This window comes from Shinella sp. WSJ-2 (assembly GCF_003432075.1).
Taxonomy (GTDB): domain Bacteria; phylum Pseudomonadota; class Alphaproteobacteria; order Rhizobiales; family Rhizobiaceae; genus Shinella.
This window is the reverse complement of the sequence record NZ_QWBU01000008.1, coordinates 1-18,811: the sequence shown is the minus strand read 5'-3', so window position 1 is coordinate 18,811 and position 18,811 is coordinate 1. Positions and strand designations below refer to the sequence as shown.

Sequence of the window (18,811 nt, the reverse complement as noted above, 5' to 3'; positions counted from 1 at the left end):
TCTGTCCGGAAGGGGTCACGGTGGTTACCCCTTAGCTGCGGTAGTCGCCGTTGATCTCGACATATTCCTTGGTGAGGTCGCAGGTCCAGACTGTCGCTTTGCCATTGCCAAGGCCGATCTCGACGCGAACGGCAATGTCTTCCTGCTTCATAACGGCCGTTGCTGCGGCCTCGGAATAGGTCGGGTCACGCTCGCCATCGACGGCAACGCGCACGTCGCCGAACCAGATGGCGAGGCGATCGCGGTCGGCCATCTCGCCGGATTTGCCGACGGCCATGACGACGCGGCCCCAATTGGCGTCCTCGCCGGCGACGGCGGTCTTGACCAGCGGGGAATTGGCGATGGAGAGCGCAATGCGCTTGGCGGCATTGTCGTTTTCAGCGCCCTCGACGGTTACGGCCACCATCTTGCGCGCGCCTTCGCCGTCGCGCACGACCTGGAGCGCGAGGTCGTGCAGCAGATCGTTGAGGGCGGCGCGGAAGCCGTCGAGCGTGGCGTCGTCAGCCGTTACGGGTGCCTGACCTTCGGCGGCGCCGGTGGCGAAGAGCATCAGCGTGTCCGACGTCGAGGTGTCGCTGTCGACGGTGACGGAATTGAAGGTCGGGCCGACGCCGGCCGAAAGCAGCGATTGCAGTACGGGCGCCGGAATGGCGGCATCGGTGACGACGAAGGAGAGCATGGTCGCCATGTCGGGCGCGATCATGCCCGCACCCTTGGCGATGCCGTTGATGGTGACGGTGACGCCGCCGAGGTCTGCGGTGCGTGTCGCGACCTTCGGATAGGTGTCCGTCGTCATGATGGCCTTGGCGGCCTCGAACCAGAAATCCTCGGTGCCGGAGGTAGCAAGGCCGTCAAGCACGCCGGAGAATTTCGTGGCGTCCAGCGGCTCGCCGATCACGCCCGTCGAGGCGAGGAAGACTTCGCTTTCCGCGCAGCCGATCGCCTTGGCTGCGGCTTGCGCCGTCATCTTGGTCGACTCGCGGCCCTTGCGGCCGGTAAAGGCATTGGCATTGCCGGAATTGACCACCACGGCGCGGGCAACGCCGCCGGGCAGGTTGGCGCGGCAGAAATCGACCGGAGCGGAGGGGCATTTGGAGCGGGTGAAGACGCCTGCCACCGTTGCGGGGCGGTCGAACACCATCATCAGCACGTCGGTGCGGTTCTTGTACTTGATCCCGGCGGCGGCGGTTGCCATGCGCACGCCGCGGACGGGCGGCATTTCGGCATAGGTCTTCGGAGCGAGCGGGGAGATGGAACCGGACATACGTGCTTTCCTGTGTGAAGAAAGGCCCGGCGGTAAACGCCGGGCCATGATTTATTACTGCTGGCCTTCCGTTGCCGGGGCGGCTTCGCCTTCGCCGGCAGCTTCCTGCTTATTGACCGCGTCATAGGCGGTCTTCAGCGTCGCGTCCTGAATGTCGACGGGGGCTGCGGCCTTGGCCTTCGCCAGAAGCTCGAGATACTTGTCGCGCATGACGAGCTGGCGAACCTGCGGCTCGACCTGGTCGAGTGCCGGGGGCTGCTGCTTGCGCTTGTCTTCGATCTTGATGACGTGGAAGCCGAACTGGGTCTTCACCGGCTCCTTGGAATAGGCGCCCTTTTCCAATGCGAAGGCGGCTGCTTCGAATTCCGGAACCATGCGGCCCTTGCCGAAATAGCCGAGGTCGCCGCCTTCGGACTTGTTCGGGTCGGTCGACTTTTCCTTGGCGATTTCAATGAAATCCTTGCCAGCGTCGAGATCCTTGATGATCGCCTTGGCCTCTTCCTCGGTCTTGACGAGGATGTGGCGCGCGCGGATTTCGTCTTCCGGCGTGATCGCGGCGATTTCCTTTTCGTAGCGCGCCTTCACCTCTTCCGGGGTGACGGCATCGACGACGTGCTTTTTGAAATAGGCATTGTGCAGCTCGCGGTCCGTGAGGAAGGCGAGGCGCTGCTTGAAGTCGGCGCTGTCCTTCAGGCCTTCCTTGTCGGCGTCCGCTGCAAGCAGCTTGACGTCGATGATCGAGGAGAGGGCGGCAACGCGCTTCTGCTCGTCCGGCAGGTTGGCAAGCTGCGGATCGAGGCCGGCGATTGCTAGCTTGAGTTCCGATTCGTGGATTTCCGTGGCGCCGACCTTGGCAACAACAGGGTCTGCCGCTGCGTCTTCCGCATGAGCGCCGGCCGTTGCAGCGGCAATCGCGATGACGGCGACTGCTGCGAGCTTGCTATACTTGAACATAATCGATGAGACCTTTCACATCCTCGCCGGAATCGGGAGATATCCGGTGCCAGGGGCCTCAACACCACCAGAATGTGGCCGTTGTGCAACCGCCTGAGCCGTTGACATCATTCGACCCCCCTCTTATCTGTCACGCAATCCCGCGTCCAGAACAGTTTCCGGGCGTTTCACGGCTTTGCGCGCAAATAAACGTGCGACCTGTCACGCGCCGGGCGCCATAAAGAAAGGACCATCCTGATGGTCAGCCTCGGCGGCATTGCCCGCAAGTTGTTCGGTTCCTCGAACGATCGCCGCGTCCGTTCCTACAAGCCGCGCGTCGACGCCATCAATGCGCTGGAGCCTGAAATCAAGGCATTGTCCGACGAAGCCCTGCGCGCCAAGACAGTGGAATTCCGCGAGCAGCTCGCCAACGGCAAGACGCTCGACGACATTCTGGTGCCGGCTTTCGCGGTCGCCCGCGAGGCGGCGTTCCGCGTTCTCGGCCTGCGCCCCTTTGATGTCCAGCTGATCGGCGGCATGATCCTGCACGAGAAGTCGATCGCCGAAATGAAGACCGGTGAAGGCAAGACGCTCGTCGCGACGCTTCCCGTCTATCTTAATGCGCTGGCCGGCAAGGGCGTACATGTCGTGACGGTCAACGATTACCTCGCCAGCCGCGACAGCGCCCAGATGGGCCGGATCTACGGCTTCCTCGGCCTGACCACCGGTGTCATCGTGCATGGCCTCGACGACGACCAGCGCCGCGCTGCTTACGCCGCCGACATCACCTATGCGACGAACAACGAACTCGGCTTCGACTATCTACGCGACAACATGAAGTATGAGCGCGGCCAGATGGTGCAGCGCGGCCACTTCTTCGCCATCGTCGACGAAGTCGATTCGATCCTCGTCGACGAGGCGCGTACGCCGCTCATCATTTCCGGCCCGCTCGACGACCGCTCGGACCTCTACACCACCATCGACGCCTTCATTCCGATGCTGGACGAGGGTGACTATGAGATCGATGAGAAGCAGCGCTCCGCCAACTTCTCGGAAGTGGGTACGGAGAAGCTGGAAAATCTGCTGCGCCAGGCCGGCCTTCTCAAGGGCGAATCGCTTTACGACGTCGAGAATGTCGCGATCGTTCACCACATCAACAATGCGCTGAAGGCTCACAAGCTCTTCACCCGCGATAAAGACTACATCGTCCGCAACGACGAGATCGTCATCATCGACGAGTTCACCGGCCGCATGATGCCGGGCCGCCGCTATTCGGAAGGCCAGCATCAGGCGCTGGAAGCCAAGGAAAAAGTGACGATCCAGCCGGAAAACCAGACTCTGGCTTCGATCACCTTCCAGAACTATTTCCGCATGTATTCCAAGCTCGGCGGTATGACCGGTACGGCCTCCACCGAAGCCGAGGAATTCGGCAACATCTATGGCCTCGAAGTCGTGGAAGTGCCGACCAACCTGCCGATCCAGCGCCGCGACGAGGACGACGAGGTCTATCGGACGGTCGAGGAGAAGTACAAGGCGATTATCCAGGAAATCAAGGATGCGCGCGAGAAGGGCCAGCCCGTTCTCGTCGGCACGACCTCGATCGAGAAGTCCGAATACCTCGCCGAGCGTCTGCGCATGGCCGGTTTCAAGGATTTCCAGGTCCTCAACGCCCGTTACCATGAACAGGAAGCGTATATCGTTTCGCAGGCCGGCGTTCCCGGCGCCGTGACGATCGCCACCAACATGGCCGGCCGCGGCACGGACATCCAGCTCGGCGGCAACCTTGAAATGCGCCTCGAGCGCGATCTCGCCGAAATGGAGCCAGGCCCGGAGCGTGACGCCAAGCGCGATCAGATCATCGCAGAGGTCAAGCAGCTCAAGGAAAAGGCGCTTGCCGGCGGCGGTCTCTATGTTCTTGCCACCGAGCGTCACGAAAGCCGCCGCATCGACAACCAGCTGCGCGGCCGTTCCGGTCGTCAGGGCGACCCGGGCCGCTCGAAGTTCTTCCTGTCGCTGCAGGACGACCTGATGCGCATCTTCGGCTCCGAGCGCATGGATTCGATGCTGCAGAAGCTGGGTCTCAAGGAAGGCGAGGCGATCGTCCATCCCTGGATCAACAAGGCTTTGGAGCGTGCGCAGAAGAAGGTCGAAGCCCGTAACTTCGACATCCGCAAGAACCTCCTGAAATATGACGACGTGCTGAACGATCAGCGCAAGGTCATCTTCGAACAGCGCATCGAGCTGATGGACAGCGAAAATCTGTCCGAGATCGTGTCCGACATGCGCAACGAAGTCGTCGAAAACCTCGTTCGCCTGAGCATTCCGGAAAATGCCTATGCCGAACAGTGGGACGTGGCCGGCCTCAAGAAGGGTGTGCTCGAACAGCTGAACCTCGACCTGCCGATCGAAGCCTGGGCGGCCGAGGAAGGCATCGACGAAAAGGACATCCTGGAGCGCCTGCACAAGGCCGCCGATGCCGCCGCCGCCGACCGCGCGGAACGTTTCGGCCCCGAGATCATGACCTATGTCGAGCGCTCCGTGCTGCTCCAGACGCTGGACATGCTGTGGCGCGAGCACATCGTCAACCTCGATCACCTGCGCTCCGTCATCGGCTTCCGCGGCTATGCCCAGCGCGATCCGCTGCAGGAATACAAGGCCGAGGCCTTCGAACTCTTCCAGGCGCTGCTCGCCAACCTCCGCCAGACCGTGACGTCGCAGCTGATGCGCGTAGAACTGGTGCGCCAGGCGGCCGACAGCCCGGCACCGGTGCCGCCGGAAATGGAAGGCCATCACATCGACGGTACGACCGGCGAGGACGATTTCGGCGAAGGCCGTGGTGGCTTCATGGCTGTTGCCGCTGAGAACCGCGATCCGAACGATCCCTCGACCTGGGGCCATGTTGCGCGCAACGAACCCTGCCCCTGCGGTTCGGGCAAGAAGTACAAACATTGCCACGGCGCCTTCGAACAGGCCTGATGGAAATGGAAACGGAAAATGCCGCCTTCGGGCGGCATTTTTCTTTCGGGCGCTGGCCGCCACAGGGCGCGTATCCAACCGTTTGTTAACCCTGATCTGACAAGACTGACGCTGGTAGAGTTTTGCGTAGCGTTCGGGTTCCTGTGTTGATGGCGGTCATTCAATCGGCGGAGAGGTTGCTGCCATCGAGCCTTCGCGGCAAGGCTGAGCCTCTGCTGCGCGCCGTCGCGGCCATTCTCGCCAGCGACGACCCGCGCAACCTGGCGCAGCGCATGGCTCTGATCGCCTTTGCCATCCGCGTCGCCAGCGCGGCCATCGCCTTCATCTCGCAGATCATCCTTGCCCGCGTGATGGGTGAGTTCGAATACGGCATCTTCGTCTTCGTCTGGGCGATCGTCGTCATTTTCGGTGACATGTCCTGTCTCGGCTTCCACACCACGGTCGTGCGTTTCCTGCCCGACTATGTCGGCCGCAGCGCCTATGCGGAAATCCGCGGCCTCACCTCGACGGCCCGCATTTTCGCGATGCTCTCATCGACGGCGCTGGCGGTGGTCGGGTTTCTCGTGCTCTGGCTCTTTCGCGACCACGTCGCCGGCTACTATGTCGTGCCGCTCTTCGTCGGCCTGTTCTGCATGCCGATGATCGCGCTCGGCGACGTGCTCGAAAGCACAGCGCGCGCCCATAGCTGGGCCGTCGTGGCGCTGAGCCCGACCTATATCATCCGTCCGCTGCTGATCCTCGTTTTCATGGTCCTGGCCGTGTGGCTGGGCGAGCCGCACACGGCGCTGACGGCGATGGTGGCAGCGCTTGCCGCCACCTATCTCACCACGGTGGCGCAGTTCTTCAACATCGTGCGCAGGCTCGGCAAGCGCTATCTCGCCGGCCCGCACAAGGTCGAGTTCGGGCTCTGGATCAAGGCGGCGCTGCCGATCTTCCTGATCGAGGGCTTCGGCTTCCTGCTCACCAATTCCGATGTCATCGTCGTCGGCCTGTTCCTCGATCCGGAAAGCGTCGCCATCTATTTCGCCGCCGCCAAGACGATGGCGCTGGTGCATTTCGTGTTCTTCTCGGTGAAGGCTGCCGCCGCGCCGCGTTTTTCCGCGATGTTCGCCGCCGGCGACCGCGTGGGGCTGGCGCGTTTTGCCGGCGAGACGGCGCGCTGGAGTTTCTGGCCGTCGCTGGCCGTCGGGCTTTCCGTGCTGGCGGCCGGTCATCTGCTGCTATCGCTATTCGGCCCGGCCTTCACGGCGGGCTGGGGCCTGATGTTCATCCTCTTTGCCGGCATTCTCGCCAAGGCGCTTGTCGGGCCGGGCGAGGTGCTGCTGACCATGTGCGGCGAGCAGAGGCTCTGCGTTGCCGTCTATGCCACCGCACTTGCCGCCAACATCACCTTCAACGTCACGCTCATTCCGCTCTTCGGCCTCGTCGGGGCGGCCTCCGCTACGGCCGGCGCGATGGTCGTCGAGGCGCTGCTGCTGCATATCGCCGTGCGGCAAAAACTTTCCATTCTTCTCTTCGCCTTCGCCGATCCGGTGACGGCAAAACTTGCCAACGGGACGGACCACCATGACCGATAGTCACGGCTTCGACCACACGATCGCTGCGGGCCGCGCCCAGGCGGCCATTCCACCGGCGCCGCCGCTGGCCCAGCCCCCGGCCGACCAGCGTTTTGCCATCGGCCGTTCCGGCCGTTCGCTCGCCATCTATCCCGCGAATGCCGGCTATGAACTGCAGCAGGAGCTCGACTTCCTGTCGAACCGCGTGATGGAGCCGAACGTCTTCTTCACCGGCCGTTTCCTGGCGCCCGCCATGCCGCGCCTGGAAGATCGCATGGTGCGCCTTTCGGTCATTCGCGATGAGGCGGGCGGGCGCAGCCGTATGCGCTTCCTCATGCCGTTCTCCGTCGAAAAGCCCGGCTTCTCCATCGGCTCGAGCATCCTGCGCGCGTGGTCGAATCCCTTTGGTCCTCTTGGCACGCCACTGGTCGATGCCGAGGAGGCGGCTGAAACGCTCGATAATTTTCTGGAGGTGATGGGCGGTCCCAATACGGGGCTTCCCGCCATTCTCGTCCTTCCGGATCTGCGCCTCAACGGCGCCTTCGCCCAGCTGATCCGCGCCGTCGCGATTGGCCGGAACCTCCCCGTCACCGTGACCGACACCTATCGCCGGCCGATGCTGGACAGCCTGCTCGATGGCCAGACCTATCTGAAAAAGGCCATCGCGCCGGAGCATTTCCGCGAGTTGCGCCGGCAATGGCGCAAGCTCGATGCGCTGGGCGTGCTCAACTACAATGTCGCCCGCCAACCGGCCGATATCCGGCTGCGCATGGAGGAGTTCCTGCTGCTCGAGGCCGGCGGCTGGAAGGGCCGTGGCCGCACGGCGATGATCAACGACCGCTACCGCGCCGCCTTCGCGCGCGAGGCGATCAGCAATCTCGCCGAGACCGACGGCGTGCGCATCCACACGCTCGACCTCGACGGCCGCGCTATCGCCTCGATGATAGTCTTCATGATGGGCGGCGAGGCCTATACCTGGAAGACGGCCTATGACGAGGACTTCGCAAAATATTCGCCCGGCAAGCTTCTGGTGGCGGAACTGACCGAATGGCATCTCGACGACGCCAATATCGCGCGCTCGGATTCCTGCGCGGTGCCGGATCACCCGGTCATGAGCCGGTTCTGGGAAGAGCGCGAAGACATGGGCACGCTGGTCGTCGGCCTGCAGCAGAACCGCGACCGCGACGTGCGTCAGGTGGCAGCCCAGTTGCACCTCTACCGCAACACACGCAACGTGGCGCGCCTGCTGCGCGACAAGATCCGCTCGCTCGCCCGCCGCTAAAGCCAGAGGCTCAGGCGGCGAAGGGCGTCTCCTCCGCTGCGCGCTTGCGCAGCAGGTGGCGGATGACCTTGCCCGATGTCGTGAGCGGAAGGCTGTCGACGAAGTCCACCTCGCGGGGATATTCGTGCATGGAGAGCCGCGACTTCACCCATTCTCGGATGTCCACCGCCAGCGCCGGCGAGGGCGTATAGCCCGGGCGCAGCATCACATAGGCCTTGACGATCTCCGTGCGCACCGGATCCGGCTTGCCGACGGCGGCGGCGAGCTGCACGGCGGGGTGGCCGGCCAGGCAATCCTCGATCTCGCTCGGCCCGATGCGATAGCCTGAGGAGGTGATCACGTCGTCGTCGCGGCCGAAGAAGGTGACGTAACCCTCCGCGTCCATGCGCCCGAGATCGCCCGTCGTCATCCAGTCGCCGATGAACTTTTTCGCCGTAGCTTTCTCGTTCCTCCAGTAGCCGAGGAACATGACGGGGTCGGGCCGCTTGACGGCGACTTGGCCGACGGTGCCGCGCGACACTTCCTTGCCGGCCGCGTCGATGATTGCGACGACATGGCCCGGAACCGCCTTGCCGATCGGCCCCGGCCGGGAAACGCCGAGCTTGCCGATGGAGCCGAGCACGATGTTGCACTCGGTCTGGCCGTAGAATTCGTTGATGGTGATGCCGAGCGTATCGCGCACCCATTCCCAGGTCTCGCGGCCGAGCGATTCGCCTGCCGAGCCGATGGTGCGCAGGTTCAGCCGGTATTTTTCGCGCGGATTGGCGACGGTCTTCATCAGCCGCAGCGCCGTCGGCGGAATGAAGGCGTTGCGCACATCCATGTCCTGCATGATGCGATAGGCCATGTCGGGATCGAATTTCTGGCCCGGCGAGGAGACGACGGGCACGCCGAGCAGCAGCGCCGGCAGCAGCACGTTGAGAAGTCCGCCCGCCCAGGCCCAGTCCGACGGCGTCCAGATGCGGTCGCCCGGCTGCGGCAGGAATTCGTGGTGCATCTGGAAGCCCGGCACATGGCCAAGCAGAACGCGGTGGCCATGCAGCGCGCCCTTCGGTGGGCCGGTCGTTCCCGAGGTGTAGATCATCATCGCCGGATCATCGGGGCCGCTGTCGACGGCGGCGAAGGGGCCGGCATGTCTCTCGACAAGATCCTGGAAGGATTTTGCCAAGGGATCGTCCGATGGCTGCGTGGTCACGACGAGATCGAGCGTCGGCAATTCGGCGCGGATCGGCCCCAAACGTTCGGCACCGAAGCGGTTCGTCACGATCGCTCTGGCCTCGGCGTTCTTCAGCCGGAACAGCAGCGCATCTGCGCCGAACAGCAGCGCCAACGGCAACGCGATGGCGCCAAGCTTGTAGATCGCGACATGGGCGATCACGGTTTCGAAGCCCTGCGGCAAAAGGATCGCGACGCGGTCGCCCTTCTGGACGCCCTCAGCGACAAGCGCCGCGGCGAAGGCATCGGAGCGGGCGGCGAGTTCGCCATAGGTCATGGAAAGGGGCGCGCTATCCGGCAGGAAATGCTGAAGACAGACACGATCCGGCGCGCGGACGGCCCAGGCATTGGAGACGGCGGTGCCGATGTTGAACCTGTCGGGGATGTCCCATCGGAAATCCCCGTACAGCGCATCATAGGTCGATCTCTCCAAGAGCATCCGCACCACTCCAGTTTGCTGCACTGCAACTAGCATTTCGGAGGGGGTGGCGGCAATGGCGGCTTTTTGCGGGCTCAGGGCCAGGCGAGACGGTTGTCGATCTCCTCGACCTCCTTCACCGACGCCGCGATGATGACAGCGCGCTCGGCCTCTTCTGCGGAGCCGATACTGCCCGAAAGAATGATCCGCCGGCCTTTGCAGGTCACGGTGACATCGGAGGCATCCACGTCACCGGCGACGGACAGGGCATCGGCCACCTGCGCCTCCAGCCAGGCAGGATGGGGCGGCTCGGCATGCTCGGGTTTTTCGCCCTTGAAAGTGGCTTCCTTGAAAACCATGACGCGCTCCTATGGTCGGGTTAACGGAAGGAAACGCCGATCGACGGCATTTGTTCGCTGCGGTTTAAGAGAGGATTAGCATTGTTTCGAAGTCGAACAGATCCGCCCCGGAATGGACGTTGCCGCCGACGGCGTGTTGCGGTTAGACCTCTTACATCGCAACCGGGAATAGCATATGAGCAACATCAATATCAGCGGCTTTACCTCGAAGTCGGGCGCCAGTTTCAGCGAATTCATTTCCGAGAAGCTCGAGTCGATCTTTGATTTCGACCGAGAAAAATTTACGACGACTTCCATGAAGTTCTGGGACGTTGACGAAGACACGTCGATGACATTCCTCGGCAAGGGTCTCACCTATGCCAAGGATGCCGACGGCGAAGTCATCGGCGTCAAGACCGGTACGCTTACGTCCTTTACGGCGATTGCCGAGAGTGCGAAGGTGTTGGATATCACGGGCCTTTCGCTTTCCGGCCCGGCTCTGACCAAGGCCATCAACAGCGGCAACTCAAGCACGTTCCTGAACGCGCTTCTTTCGGGTAACGACGTCATCAAGGCGACGAAATATGCCGACGTCTTCTGGGGCGGCGACGGCAACGACACGCTTTACGGCTACGATGGCAATGACACGATGTCGGGTGGCAACGGCATCGATACGCTCATAGGCGGCAACGGCAATGACAAGCTGAAGGGCGATGCCGGCAACGACACGCTTAAGGGAGATGCGGGCAACGACCGTCTGGAAGGCGGTGCCGGTGCTGACAAGCTCTACGGTGGTGCCGGTGCGGACACGTTCGTCTTCCGCACGAAGACGGATTCACTGACGACCGCGCCGGACAAGATCTTCGATTTCAGCCGAACACAGAAAGACAAGATCGATCTCAGCGCCTTTGATGCGAGCACCGCCAAAGGCCTGCAGGACTTCTCTTTCATCGGCACGCAGAAATTCCATAACAAGGCCGGTGAACTGCGGTATGAGATCAAGAACGGCGATACGTTCATCCATGGGGACACCGATGGAAACGGCAAGGCCGATTTTACGATAGTGCTTGATACTTCGCTGAAGCTTATCGGAACCGACTTCATCTTCTGAGAGGTTCGCATATATCTGCGAAGACATCCCCCTGAAATGGTTGAGACCCAAGAGCGTGCACATCGCTCTCGGGTCCCCCTCACAACCGCATCCGGGGGTGTCTGCAGTTGCACACAGTAAATGCGGCCCTGCAAAATTTGTTCCCGCTAAAAAACGAATTTTTTCTCCAAGGTATGGAGATTTTACAACCGCGCCCTAAACGGCGCGGTTTTCCCACGAGGAAACCGTCTCAAGTCGAATAGCGATGTGGTGATTTTGGTGCCCCATGCCGGAATCGAACCAGCACTCCTTTCGGAACTCGATTTTGAGTCGAGCGCGTCTACCAGTTCCGCCAATGGGGCACGGCACTGAAGCCATCGCCGTTTACACGATGCTTGGGCGGGCGGCAACCGGCAAATCGCCTGCGATCGGAAGAGACCGACGCTATCACTTCTCCGTGCGGTGATTTACAATGTTGGCGCACCTGATAGAACTCGGCGCCGTTTCGTCGGCATCTCCGCCGGCTCGATTGGACGAACTGATGACGGCTTCCCTCGATCTCTCCCGCAAGGCTTCCGCCGGTCTGCTTTCCCTTGGCATGGCCGCGACCGTCGGCGGTGCGCTCGCCTTCGAACATATCGGCGGCTACATTCCCTGTGCGCTCTGCCTTCTGCAGCGCGATCCCTATTATTACGGCATTCCCGTTGCCGTCGCGGCGCTGCTTTCAGCGCTGTTCAATGGGCCGGTCTGGCTGACGCGGTTGCTGCTCGCCGTCGCCGGCATCATGATGCTCGTCGGTGCCGGCATGGGCGTCTATCATGCGGGTGTCGAATGGGGCTTCTGGGAGGGACCGGCAACCTGCGCGACGACGGCGCAGGGCGTCACGCAGAATGCCGGCGACCTCCTGTCCGACATCAACACCAAGCATGGTCCGTCCTGCACGGAGGCGTCGTTCCGGCTGCTCGGCCTGTCGTTTGCCGGCTGGAATGTGATTGCAAGCCTCATCCTCGCCGCGATCGCCTTCAAGGGCGTGCAGTCGACGAAAGCGTGATGCCCGCAACCCGTTTCAAACGCATGCTATCGCCGCAAAACCGTTTTTCGGTTTTGCGCCTGATGCGTCAGGGTTGCAGTTCGACGTCCCAGTAGAGATAGTCCATCCAACTTTCATGCAGATAGTTGGGTGGAAACAGTCGCCCGTTATTGTGCAGATCCTGAACCGTCGGCTGGTAGGGCTTCTGATGCGGGTGCATACCCGCCTGCTTCGGCAGCTTGCTGCCTTTTCTCAGATTGCACGGGGAGCAGGCGGCGACCACATTCTGCCAGGTCGTCTCGCCGCCATGGGCGCGCGGGATGACATGGTCGAAGGTCAGGTCGTCCGGCGACCCGCAGTACTGGCATTCGAACTTGTCGCGCAGGAACACGTTGAACCGGGTAAAGGCCGGATGACGTGATGGCTGCACGTAGGTTTTCAGACACACGACGCTCGGCAGGCGCATCGTGAAACTCGGCGAAGACACCGAATGCTCGTATTCGGCGATGATGTTGACGCGGTCAAGAAACACGGCCTTGATCGCGTCCTGCCAGGACCAAAGCGACAAGGGGTAATAACTCAGCGGCCGGTAGTCAGCATTCAGTACGAGAGCTGGCAGGGCCTGTGGTGAAACAGAAATCGTCAAGGGCTTCTCCTGATCGATTCGGCATCTGCCCTTCTATATTAGGCCCGTTGTTACAGCATTGTGAAGCCGGAATGGAAAAGCGGAAACTATGGATTTTCGCGGGTTCATCCTTCCAGGATCGGCGCGACCTCACGGCGCATTTCCCGCGCATAATAAGCCCAGAAAAGCCGGGCCGACACGCCGCGCCAGGGTGCCCATTTTTCGGCGATAGTGTCGAGTTCCTGCGGCGTTGGCCGCATTCCAAGCCCGAGTGCGTGGGCAACCGCGTTCTGAAGCGCGACATCGCCCGAGGGGAAGATGTCCGGGTGGCCGCCACAGAACAGCAGATACACATCCGCGGTCCAGCGGCCGATGCCCTTGATGGCGGTCAGCTTCCGCGTCGCGGCGGCGGCTTCCATGTGGCAAATGGCATCGAGATCGAGGTCACCGCGATCGACACTGTCGGCCGCGCGGCGCAACGTCTCGGCCTTCGCGCGCGACAGGCCGATGGTGCGGCAGTCCTCATCGGAAAGCCGAAGCATGTGGTGAGGCGTGATGTCGCCCGCCGTCTCTTCCAGCCGGCGCCATATCGCATCGGCGCTCGCCCGGGACACCATCTGCGCGACGATGATGCCGGCAAGGCCGCGATAGCCGGGCGGCAGACGGCGTAGCGGCACAGGGCCGGCCTTATCGATGACGTTAAAAAGGCGCACGTCGATCAGCGCGAGATCGACGAGACCGGCCGCGACGTCGGCATCCGTTTTGATCATGTGCAATTGCATTGTCGTGAGCCGCCCTTTTGTTGTCGTGCGCGCCTCGTCATGGCAGAAGACCTCATGCACAATGCTTTGTCAAAATCGCGTGTCTTCCGTTTCGCGCCGAGCCCGAACGGGCTCCTGCATCTCGGCCACGCGCTCTCGGCGATCCTCAACCATGATCTTGCCGCAGCCTGCGGCGGCCGCTTCCTGCTGCGCATCGAAGACATCGATCCGGCACGCTCGCGACCCGAATTCGAGGCGGCGATCTATCGCGATCTCGCCTGGCTGGGACTTAACTGGGAAAAGCCGGTGCGGCGGCAATCGGAGCATCTTGGCTTCTATGCTGCGGCGCTGGAGCGCCTGAAGGCGATGGGTCTGCTTTATCCGGGTTTTTTGAGCCGTGGCGAGGTGAAGGCGCAGGTGCAGGCGCACGAGGCCATCGGCGGGGTTTGGCCGCGCGATCCCGACGGTGCGCCGCTCTACCCGAAGCAGGAACGGGGGCTCGACCGGGACGAGGCGCTGGCATGGATTTCCGAGGGACGGCAGCACGCTTGGCGGCTCGATATGGACAAGGCGTTGGCGCTTGCGCCTGCCAGTCTGGGCTGGTCGGAGGCCGGTGCGGGACCGGAGGGCGAGACGGGTGTCGTGTCGGCGCGGCCGGAGCGCTGGGGCGACGTCATCCTCTCGCGGCCAGATGCGCCGGTCAGCTACCATCTCGCCGTGGTGCTCGACGATGCGGAGCAGGGCGTCACCGATGTCGTGCGTGGACAGGACCTCTTTCATGCGACCTCCGTGCACCGGTTGTTGCAGAGCCTTCTCGGCTTGCCGGCGCCGGCCTATCGGCACCACGGGCTGGTGCCGGGGCCGGATGGGCGAAAACTGTCCAAGAGCAATCAGGATACCGGCATTGCCGCCTACCGGGAGAAGGGCCTGTCACCGACCGGCCTTCGCGCCCTGCTCGCGGGCTATGGCTTCGTCTTCCATTGAATCGTCGACGACGGGTGCGGGCTTCTTCACGCCCCTGATCTTGTCGAGGATGACATGCTTGACGCGGTATTTCAGGAGTGCGGCATTGATTTCGGCCCCGAGAATGAAGATCACGCCGACGATGTAGAGGAAGACCAGCGCGATCATGATCGAGGCGAGGCCGGCATAGGTCGAGACGTAATTGGCGAAGGTCGCGAGATAGGACGCGAAGGTGTAGGCGCCAATCCCCCAGGCGAGCAGCGTGAGGACGATGCCGGGCAGCACGTCGGCGATTTTGCGCCGGCCGGCCGGTAGCCAGAGATGGGCGATCAGGAGGCCGATGAACAGGACGAGGATCGTACCGAACAGGCCCCAGCTTTCCACCCAGGAATAGACATAGGTGAGCCAGGGCAGCCAGTCGCCGGTGGCGCGCACCGCGAGCGGTGCTGCGACGAGCACGATGCTGATGACGGCAAGCGCCAGCACGCTGGCGATGACAAAGCCGAGGCTGGCGAGGCGCGTGACATACCAGTAGCGCGTCTCGGCGACCCTATAGGCGCGGTTGAGCGAGATGCGCAGCGCCTCCACGCCGTTCGAGGCAAAGTAGGCGGCGGCGAGTACGGAGACCGTCAGGAGGCCGCCCCGTGGGATGGTGAGGACGGCGACGACCTCGCGCGAAATGGGGGCGGCGATCGATTCCGGCCAGGTGTCGAAGATGAGATGCACCGCTGTTTCGGCGAACTGGTCGGCGCCGAGAAAGGAAGCAAGGGCGGTGCCGAAGATCAGGAAGGGGAAGATGGCGAGCAGGGTGGAGAGCGCGACATGGCTGCCCATCGCCCAGCCGTCATCCTCGGAAAAATGCCAGATCGCATCGAAGACGACTTTGTAGGTTAGTCGGATGGCGGTCGGCATTGGCAATGTCCAGTCCCTTCACGGCCGTTGCTTGGCCGCACTCTCATTGTCTGTTGCGGTTGAATATGGGAAACGAAGGCGAATTTGTACAGGAAATGACCATGTCTTCTCCAGAAACCATGCGAAGCATCATCGTCACCGGCTGCTCCTCCGGGATCGGCGCCTATTGCGCCCGCGCCCTGAAGGCCGAAGGCTGGCGGGTCTTTGCGACCGTGCGGCGGGAGGAGGATCTGGCGGGCCTTCAGGCCGACGGCATCGAAGCGCTGCTGATGGATTATACCCGGCCGGACACGATCGCGGCGCTTGCCGAGACGGTTCTTGCGCGCACCGGCGGGCGGCTCGATGCGCTCTTTAACAACGGCGCCTATGGCCAGGCCGGCGCGGTCGAGGACCTGCCGGTCGAGGTGCTGCGCGAACAGTTCGAGACGAATGTCTTCGGCTGGCACGACCTGACGCGGCGGGTCATTCCCGTCATGCGCCGCCAGGGCCATGGCCGCATCGTGCAGTGCTCATCGATCCTCGGCATCGTGCCCTATCGCTGGCGCGGCGCCTACAATGCGTCGAAATTCGCACTGGAGGGCCTTTCGCTGACGCTGCGCATGGAGCTCAAGGGCTCGGGCGTGCATGTCAGCCTGATCGAGCCGGGGCCGATCGCCTCGCGCTTTACCGCGAATGCGCTGCATTATATCGAGAAGAATATCGATCTCGAAAACTCGGTGCATGCGGAAGAATACCGCCGGCAGCTCCAGCGTCTGCGCGGCGAATCGAAACCGGCGCGTGGCAAGCTCGGGCCAGAGGCCGTGCATGCGGTGTTGCGCCATGCGCTGACCGCCAATGCGCCGCGGCCGCATTACGTCGTTACGCGGCCGGCGAAGCAGGGCGTGCTGCTCAAAAAGCTACTGCCGGCGGGGCTTTTCTACCGCATCATCGGCCGGCTTGGTTGACGCGGCGCGGCGTCGCAGGCTTTTTGCCGCAAAAGACGTGCACTTTGCGTGAAATGCCCTATGTGAATAGGGCTGACAGAAATCAAACCGGATTGTTGGCATGTCTTCCTTCCTCACCTTCATGACCCTGCTCGTCATGGGCCTCGTCGTCATCGTGCTCGTGCGCGGCCTCGTCAACATGGCCAAGGGCGGCAGCGGCAACACGTCCAACAAGCTGATGCAGGCGCGCGTCCTGCTGCAGGCCATCGCCATCGTGCTGATCATGCTCACGCTTTGGATCACCGGCGGCGGGCGCGGCTGATGGTCAAGCTCAACAAGATCTACACGCGCACGGGTGATGACGGCACGACGGGCCTCGTCGCCGGCCCGCGCCGCAAGAAACATGACCTGCGCGTCGAATCCTACGGCGCGGTCGACGAGACGAATTCCTGCATCGGTCTGGTGCGCCAGCATCTTGCCGATCACCCCGATCTCGACCGGATGATCGTCCGCATCCAGAATGACCTCTTCGATCTCGGTGCCGATCTCGCAACGCCCGAAACCGGCAAGACGCTCGATTACGAGCCGCTGCGCATCGTGCAGTCGCAGGTCGACCGGCTGGAGCAGGAGATCGATGCGCTCAATGCCGATCTCGAGCCGCTGCGCTCCTTCGTGCTGCCGGGCGGCACGCCGGCGGCGGCGGCGCTGCATCTGGCGCGCACCGTCGCGCGCCGGGCCGAGCGGCGCATCGTCGCCTTGCAGGAGAGCGAGGGCGAGGCGGTGTCGGCTGCGGCCGTCGCCTATATCAACCGGCTTTCGGATTTCCTCTTCGTTGCCGCGCGCTTTGTGAACGACAAGGGGCGCACGGACATATTGTGGGTTCCGGGGCAGAACAGGTAAGCTCGTCCGCCAAGGCCTTGGGGAAGGGGATCCATGTTCATACCGCTGCATGACGCGAACGCCCTGAAATATATCAAGGTGCAATATGTCACGATCAGCCTGATCGCGATCAATGTTGTGGTCTGGCTGGTGACGGGGCTCGTTTCGACGCAGGCCTTTTCCGATGCGGCGGTGGTGGGGCTCGGTTATATCCCGGCGGTCGTTTTCGATTTCGCCGATCTCGAGCCCAGTCTCGTGCTGGTGCCGGAGGACGCGACCTACATCACCTATGCCTTCCTGCATGGCGATTTCATGCATCTCGCCTCCAACATGCTGTTCCTCTGGGTGTTCGGCGACAATGTCGAGGACGCGCTGGGACACTTCCGCTTTCTCCTCTTCTATCTCCTGTGTGCTGCGGCCGGTGCTTTGGTGCACGGCCTCGTTCAGCCGGAGTCCGAGGCGCCGCTGATCGGCGCGTCGGGGGCGATCTCAGGTGTGGTGGCCGCCTATTTCCTGCTGCATCCCAAGGTGCGTGTGTGGGTGCTGGTGTTCTTCCGCATTCCGCTGCCGCTGCCGGCGGTCATTCCGCTCGCCTTCTGGATCGCGCAGCAGTTCTACATGCTGGCGGTCAACCGTGACGGGGGCGTTTCCTGGGGCGCCCATGTCGGCGGCATCGTCGCTGGCGCGCTGCTGGTTCTGGTGTTGCGCCGCCGCGGCGTGCCGCTCTTCGACCGCACGATCGTGACGCCCAAGGCGGTGCGGCATGTGGAGGCGACGCCGGTGCCGGTGGAGGAAGCTGCTACCCGGTCTTCCGTTCCTCCGACCCATTGGGGACGGCAATAAGATACAAATTGACGTGAACGTAAAGGTAATTTATAACGCCGGCGTTTTCACGTGGGGAGGGCCCGTGATGCATTGTATTTGGGGAAAAAACACGTATCGATGTCGCCAACCGACAATCAGGACGCCCCTGAAAGGCGCATTTTCCCTCGCGGGCATATGAAGGAAGGAAGCCATGAAGATCTTGGTCCCAGTGAAGCGCGTTGTTGATTACAACGTAAAGATCCGCGTCAAGGCGGATGGGTCAGGCGTTGAGCTTGCGAATGTGAAGATGTCGATGAACCCGTTCGACGAGATTTCGGTTGAAGAGGCGCTGCGTCTGAAGGAAGCCGGCAAGGCTGAGGAAGTGGTTGTGGTGTCGATTGGTCCTGCGAAGGCTGAAGAGACGCTGCGCACCGCGCTCGCCATGGGTGCGGACCGCGCCGTTTTGGTCGAGACGGACGACGCCGTCGAGCCGCTGGCGGTCGCCAAGATCCTCAAGGGTGTGGCGGAAGCCGAGCAGCCGGGCCTGATCATTGTCGGCAAGCAGGCGATCGACGACGATTCCAACCAGACCGGGCAGATGCTGTCGGCGCTGCTCGGCTGGGCGCAGGCGACCTTCGCCTCCAAGGTCGAGATCGGTTCGGGTTCTGCCCAGGTGACGCGCGAAGTCGACGGCGGCCTGCAGACGATCGAAGTGAAGCTTCCGGCGGTCGTCACGACGGACCTTCGCCTCAACGAGCCGCGCTACGCCTCGCTGCCGAACATCATGAAGGCGAAGAAGAAGCCGCTCGACAAGAAGAGCCCGGCCGATTTCGGCGTCGACA

The 18,811-nt window shown here is 62.7% G+C and carries 18 protein-coding genes and 1 tRNA gene; 11 read left to right on the top strand and 8 right to left on the bottom strand.

The annotated features are described in order from the left end of the window. Nucleotides 1-31: 31 nt before the first annotated feature. Together argJ and D0Y60_RS17240 are read right to left on the bottom strand one after the other, a co-directional pair. A complete protein-coding gene (argJ, locus tag D0Y60_RS17245) occupies nt 32-1,264 on the bottom strand; it encodes a bifunctional glutamate N-acetyltransferase/amino-acid acetyltransferase ArgJ (protein WP_117371211.1) in 1,233 nt (410 codons plus the stop codon). 54 nt (nt 1,265-1,318) lie between these two features. Further along, the gene (locus D0Y60_RS17240) at nt 1,319-2,218 is read right to left on the bottom strand and encodes a peptidylprolyl isomerase (protein WP_117371210.1); all 900 of its coding nucleotides are present in this window, start codon (nt 2,216-2,218) and stop codon (nt 1,319-1,321) included. A gap of 237 nt (nt 2,219-2,455) precedes the next feature. Between D0Y60_RS17240 and secA the strand changes: the two genes are divergently transcribed. From secA to D0Y60_RS17225, 3 genes are all read left to right on the top strand, one after another. Beyond that, nucleotides 2,456-5,173: a preprotein translocase subunit SecA gene (secA, locus tag D0Y60_RS17235; RefSeq protein WP_117371209.1), complete on the top strand. Its 2,718-nt coding sequence runs from the start codon at nt 2,456-2,458 to the stop codon at nt 5,171-5,173. Nucleotides 5,174-5,322: 149 nt separating this feature from the next. Next, nucleotides 5,323-6,750, top strand: a complete 1,428-nt coding sequence (locus tag D0Y60_RS17230; RefSeq protein WP_117371208.1) for an oligosaccharide flippase family protein — start codon at nt 5,323-5,325, stop codon at nt 6,748-6,750. Beyond that, nucleotides 6,740-8,011, top strand: coding sequence for a GNAT family N-acetyltransferase (locus D0Y60_RS17225; RefSeq protein ID WP_117371207.1), 1,272 nt, complete (start codon nt 6,740-6,742; stop codon nt 8,009-8,011). Before D0Y60_RS17230 ends, D0Y60_RS17225 begins: the two co-directional genes overlap by 11 nt. Before the next feature lie 10 nt (nt 8,012-8,021). Here the strand turns inward: D0Y60_RS17225 and D0Y60_RS17220 are convergent, their stop codons facing one another. Continuing rightward, entirely contained in the window at nt 8,022-9,665 is a 1,644-nt protein-coding gene (locus D0Y60_RS17220; RefSeq protein ID WP_117371206.1) for an AMP-binding protein, read from the bottom strand. Between the two features lie 74 nt (nt 9,666-9,739). Next, nucleotides 9,740-10,003, bottom strand: a complete 264-nt coding sequence (locus D0Y60_RS17215) for a BON domain-containing protein (RefSeq protein WP_117371205.1) — start codon at nt 10,001-10,003, stop codon at nt 9,740-9,742. A gap of 175 nt (nt 10,004-10,178) precedes the next feature. On the opposite strand from D0Y60_RS17215, the gene D0Y60_RS25240 reads away from it, so the two are divergent. Then, nucleotides 10,179-11,093 (top strand): calcium-binding protein, encoded by a 915-nt coding sequence (locus D0Y60_RS25240; RefSeq protein ID WP_117371204.1) that lies wholly within the window; start codon nt 10,179-10,181, stop codon nt 11,091-11,093. A 256-nt stretch (nt 11,094-11,349) separates the two neighbouring features. On the opposite strand, the gene D0Y60_RS17205 is transcribed toward D0Y60_RS25240, so the two are convergent. After that, a tRNA-Leu gene (locus D0Y60_RS17205) sits at nt 11,350-11,434 on the bottom strand. A gap of 179 nt (nt 11,435-11,613) precedes the next feature. On the opposite strand from D0Y60_RS17205, the gene D0Y60_RS17200 reads away from it, so the two are divergent. After that, nucleotides 11,614-12,123 carry a disulfide bond formation protein B gene (locus D0Y60_RS17200; RefSeq protein WP_117371203.1) on the top strand — a complete coding sequence of 170 codons (510 nt, stop codon included), beginning with the start codon at nt 11,614-11,616 and terminating at the stop codon, nt 12,121-12,123. Nucleotides 12,124-12,190: 67 nt separating this feature from the next. Here the strand turns inward: D0Y60_RS17200 and D0Y60_RS17195 are convergent, their stop codons facing one another. Both D0Y60_RS17195 and D0Y60_RS17190 read right to left on the bottom strand, forming a co-directional pair. Continuing rightward, nucleotides 12,191-12,748 (bottom strand): HNH endonuclease, encoded by a 558-nt coding sequence (locus D0Y60_RS17195; protein WP_117371202.1) that lies wholly within the window; start codon nt 12,746-12,748, stop codon nt 12,191-12,193. A gap of 104 nt (nt 12,749-12,852) precedes the next feature. Further along, nucleotides 12,853-13,503 carry a DNA-3-methyladenine glycosylase gene (locus D0Y60_RS17190; RefSeq protein WP_117371381.1) on the bottom strand — a complete coding sequence of 217 codons (651 nt, stop codon included), beginning with the start codon at nt 13,501-13,503 and terminating at the stop codon, nt 12,853-12,855. A 45-nt stretch (nt 13,504-13,548) separates the two neighbouring features. Here D0Y60_RS17190 and gluQRS point away from each other — a divergent pair, with 45 nt between their 5' ends. Then, nucleotides 13,549-14,472, top strand: a complete 924-nt coding sequence (gene gluQRS, locus D0Y60_RS17185; RefSeq protein WP_199564223.1) for a tRNA glutamyl-Q(34) synthetase GluQRS — start codon at nt 13,549-13,551, stop codon at nt 14,470-14,472. On the opposite strand, the gene D0Y60_RS17180 is transcribed toward gluQRS, so the two are convergent. Beyond that, a complete protein-coding gene (locus D0Y60_RS17180; protein ID WP_117371200.1) occupies nt 14,419-15,363 on the bottom strand; it encodes a YihY/virulence factor BrkB family protein in 945 nt (314 codons plus the stop codon). The genes gluQRS and D0Y60_RS17180 overlap by 54 nt on opposite strands. A gap of 101 nt (nt 15,364-15,464) precedes the next feature. Between D0Y60_RS17180 and D0Y60_RS17175 the strand changes: the two genes are divergently transcribed. The 5 genes from D0Y60_RS17175 to D0Y60_RS17155 form a co-directional block, all read left to right on the top strand. After that, the gene (locus D0Y60_RS17175; protein WP_245409214.1) at nt 15,465-16,307 is read left to right on the top strand and encodes an SDR family oxidoreductase; all 843 of its coding nucleotides are present in this window, start codon (nt 15,465-15,467) and stop codon (nt 16,305-16,307) included. A 100-nt stretch (nt 16,308-16,407) separates the two neighbouring features. Then, nucleotides 16,408-16,608, top strand: a complete 201-nt coding sequence (locus D0Y60_RS17170) for a twin transmembrane helix small protein (RefSeq protein WP_117371198.1) — start codon at nt 16,408-16,410, stop codon at nt 16,606-16,608. After that, nucleotides 16,608-17,186: a cob(I)yrinic acid a,c-diamide adenosyltransferase gene (locus D0Y60_RS17165; RefSeq protein ID WP_117371197.1), complete on the top strand. Its 579-nt coding sequence runs from the start codon at nt 16,608-16,610 to the stop codon at nt 17,184-17,186. The genes D0Y60_RS17170 and D0Y60_RS17165 overlap by 1 nt, the downstream gene beginning before the upstream one ends. A gap of 33 nt (nt 17,187-17,219) precedes the next feature. Further along, nucleotides 17,220-18,008 (top strand): rhomboid family intramembrane serine protease, encoded by a 789-nt coding sequence (locus D0Y60_RS17160; RefSeq protein ID WP_117371196.1) that lies wholly within the window; start codon nt 17,220-17,222, stop codon nt 18,006-18,008. A gap of 172 nt (nt 18,009-18,180) precedes the next feature. After that, nucleotides 18,181-18,811, top strand: a 631-nt coding sequence (locus D0Y60_RS17155; protein ID WP_147324535.1) for an electron transfer flavoprotein subunit beta/FixA family protein, incomplete at its 3' end; no start/stop codon positions are given.

Excerpts from the sequence above, each read along its gene's own strand:
- argJ (WP_117371211.1), bottom strand. The coding sequence starts at position 1,264 with ATGTCCGGTTCCATCTCCCCGCTCGCTCCGAAGACCTATGCCGAAATG.
- D0Y60_RS17240 (WP_117371210.1), bottom strand. The coding sequence starts at position 2,218 with ATGTTCAAGTATAGCAAGCTCGCAGCAGTCGCCGTCATCGCGATTGCC.
- secA (WP_117371209.1), top strand. The coding sequence starts at position 2,456 with ATGGTCAGCCTCGGCGGCATTGCCCGCAAGTTGTTCGGTTCCTCGAAC.
- D0Y60_RS17230 (WP_117371208.1), top strand. The coding sequence starts at position 5,323 with ATGGCGGTCATTCAATCGGCGGAGAGGTTGCTGCCATCGAGCCTTCGC.
- D0Y60_RS17225 (WP_117371207.1), top strand. The coding sequence starts at position 6,740 with ATGACCGATAGTCACGGCTTCGACCACACGATCGCTGCGGGCCGCGCC.
- D0Y60_RS17220 (WP_117371206.1), bottom strand. The coding sequence starts at position 9,665 with ATGCTCTTGGAGAGATCGACCTATGATGCGCTGTACGGGGATTTCCGA.
- D0Y60_RS17215 (WP_117371205.1), bottom strand. The coding sequence starts at position 10,003 with ATGGTTTTCAAGGAAGCCACTTTCAAGGGCGAAAAACCCGAGCATGCC.
- D0Y60_RS25240 (WP_117371204.1), top strand. The coding sequence starts at position 10,179 with ATGAGCAACATCAATATCAGCGGCTTTACCTCGAAGTCGGGCGCCAGT.
- D0Y60_RS17200 (WP_117371203.1), top strand. The coding sequence starts at position 11,614 with ATGACGGCTTCCCTCGATCTCTCCCGCAAGGCTTCCGCCGGTCTGCTT.
- gluQRS (WP_199564223.1), top strand. The coding sequence starts at position 13,549 with ATGGCAGAAGACCTCATGCACAATGCTTTGTCAAAATCGCGTGTCTTC.
- D0Y60_RS17180 (WP_117371200.1), bottom strand. The coding sequence starts at position 15,363 with ATGCCGACCGCCATCCGACTAACCTACAAAGTCGTCTTCGATGCGATC.
- D0Y60_RS17175 (WP_245409214.1), top strand. The coding sequence starts at position 15,465 with ATGTCTTCTCCAGAAACCATGCGAAGCATCATCGTCACCGGCTGCTCC.
- D0Y60_RS17170 (WP_117371198.1), top strand. The coding sequence starts at position 16,408 with ATGTCTTCCTTCCTCACCTTCATGACCCTGCTCGTCATGGGCCTCGTC.
- D0Y60_RS17165 (WP_117371197.1), top strand. The coding sequence starts at position 16,608 with ATGGTCAAGCTCAACAAGATCTACACGCGCACGGGTGATGACGGCACG.
- D0Y60_RS17160 (WP_117371196.1), top strand. The coding sequence starts at position 17,220 with ATGTTCATACCGCTGCATGACGCGAACGCCCTGAAATATATCAAGGTG.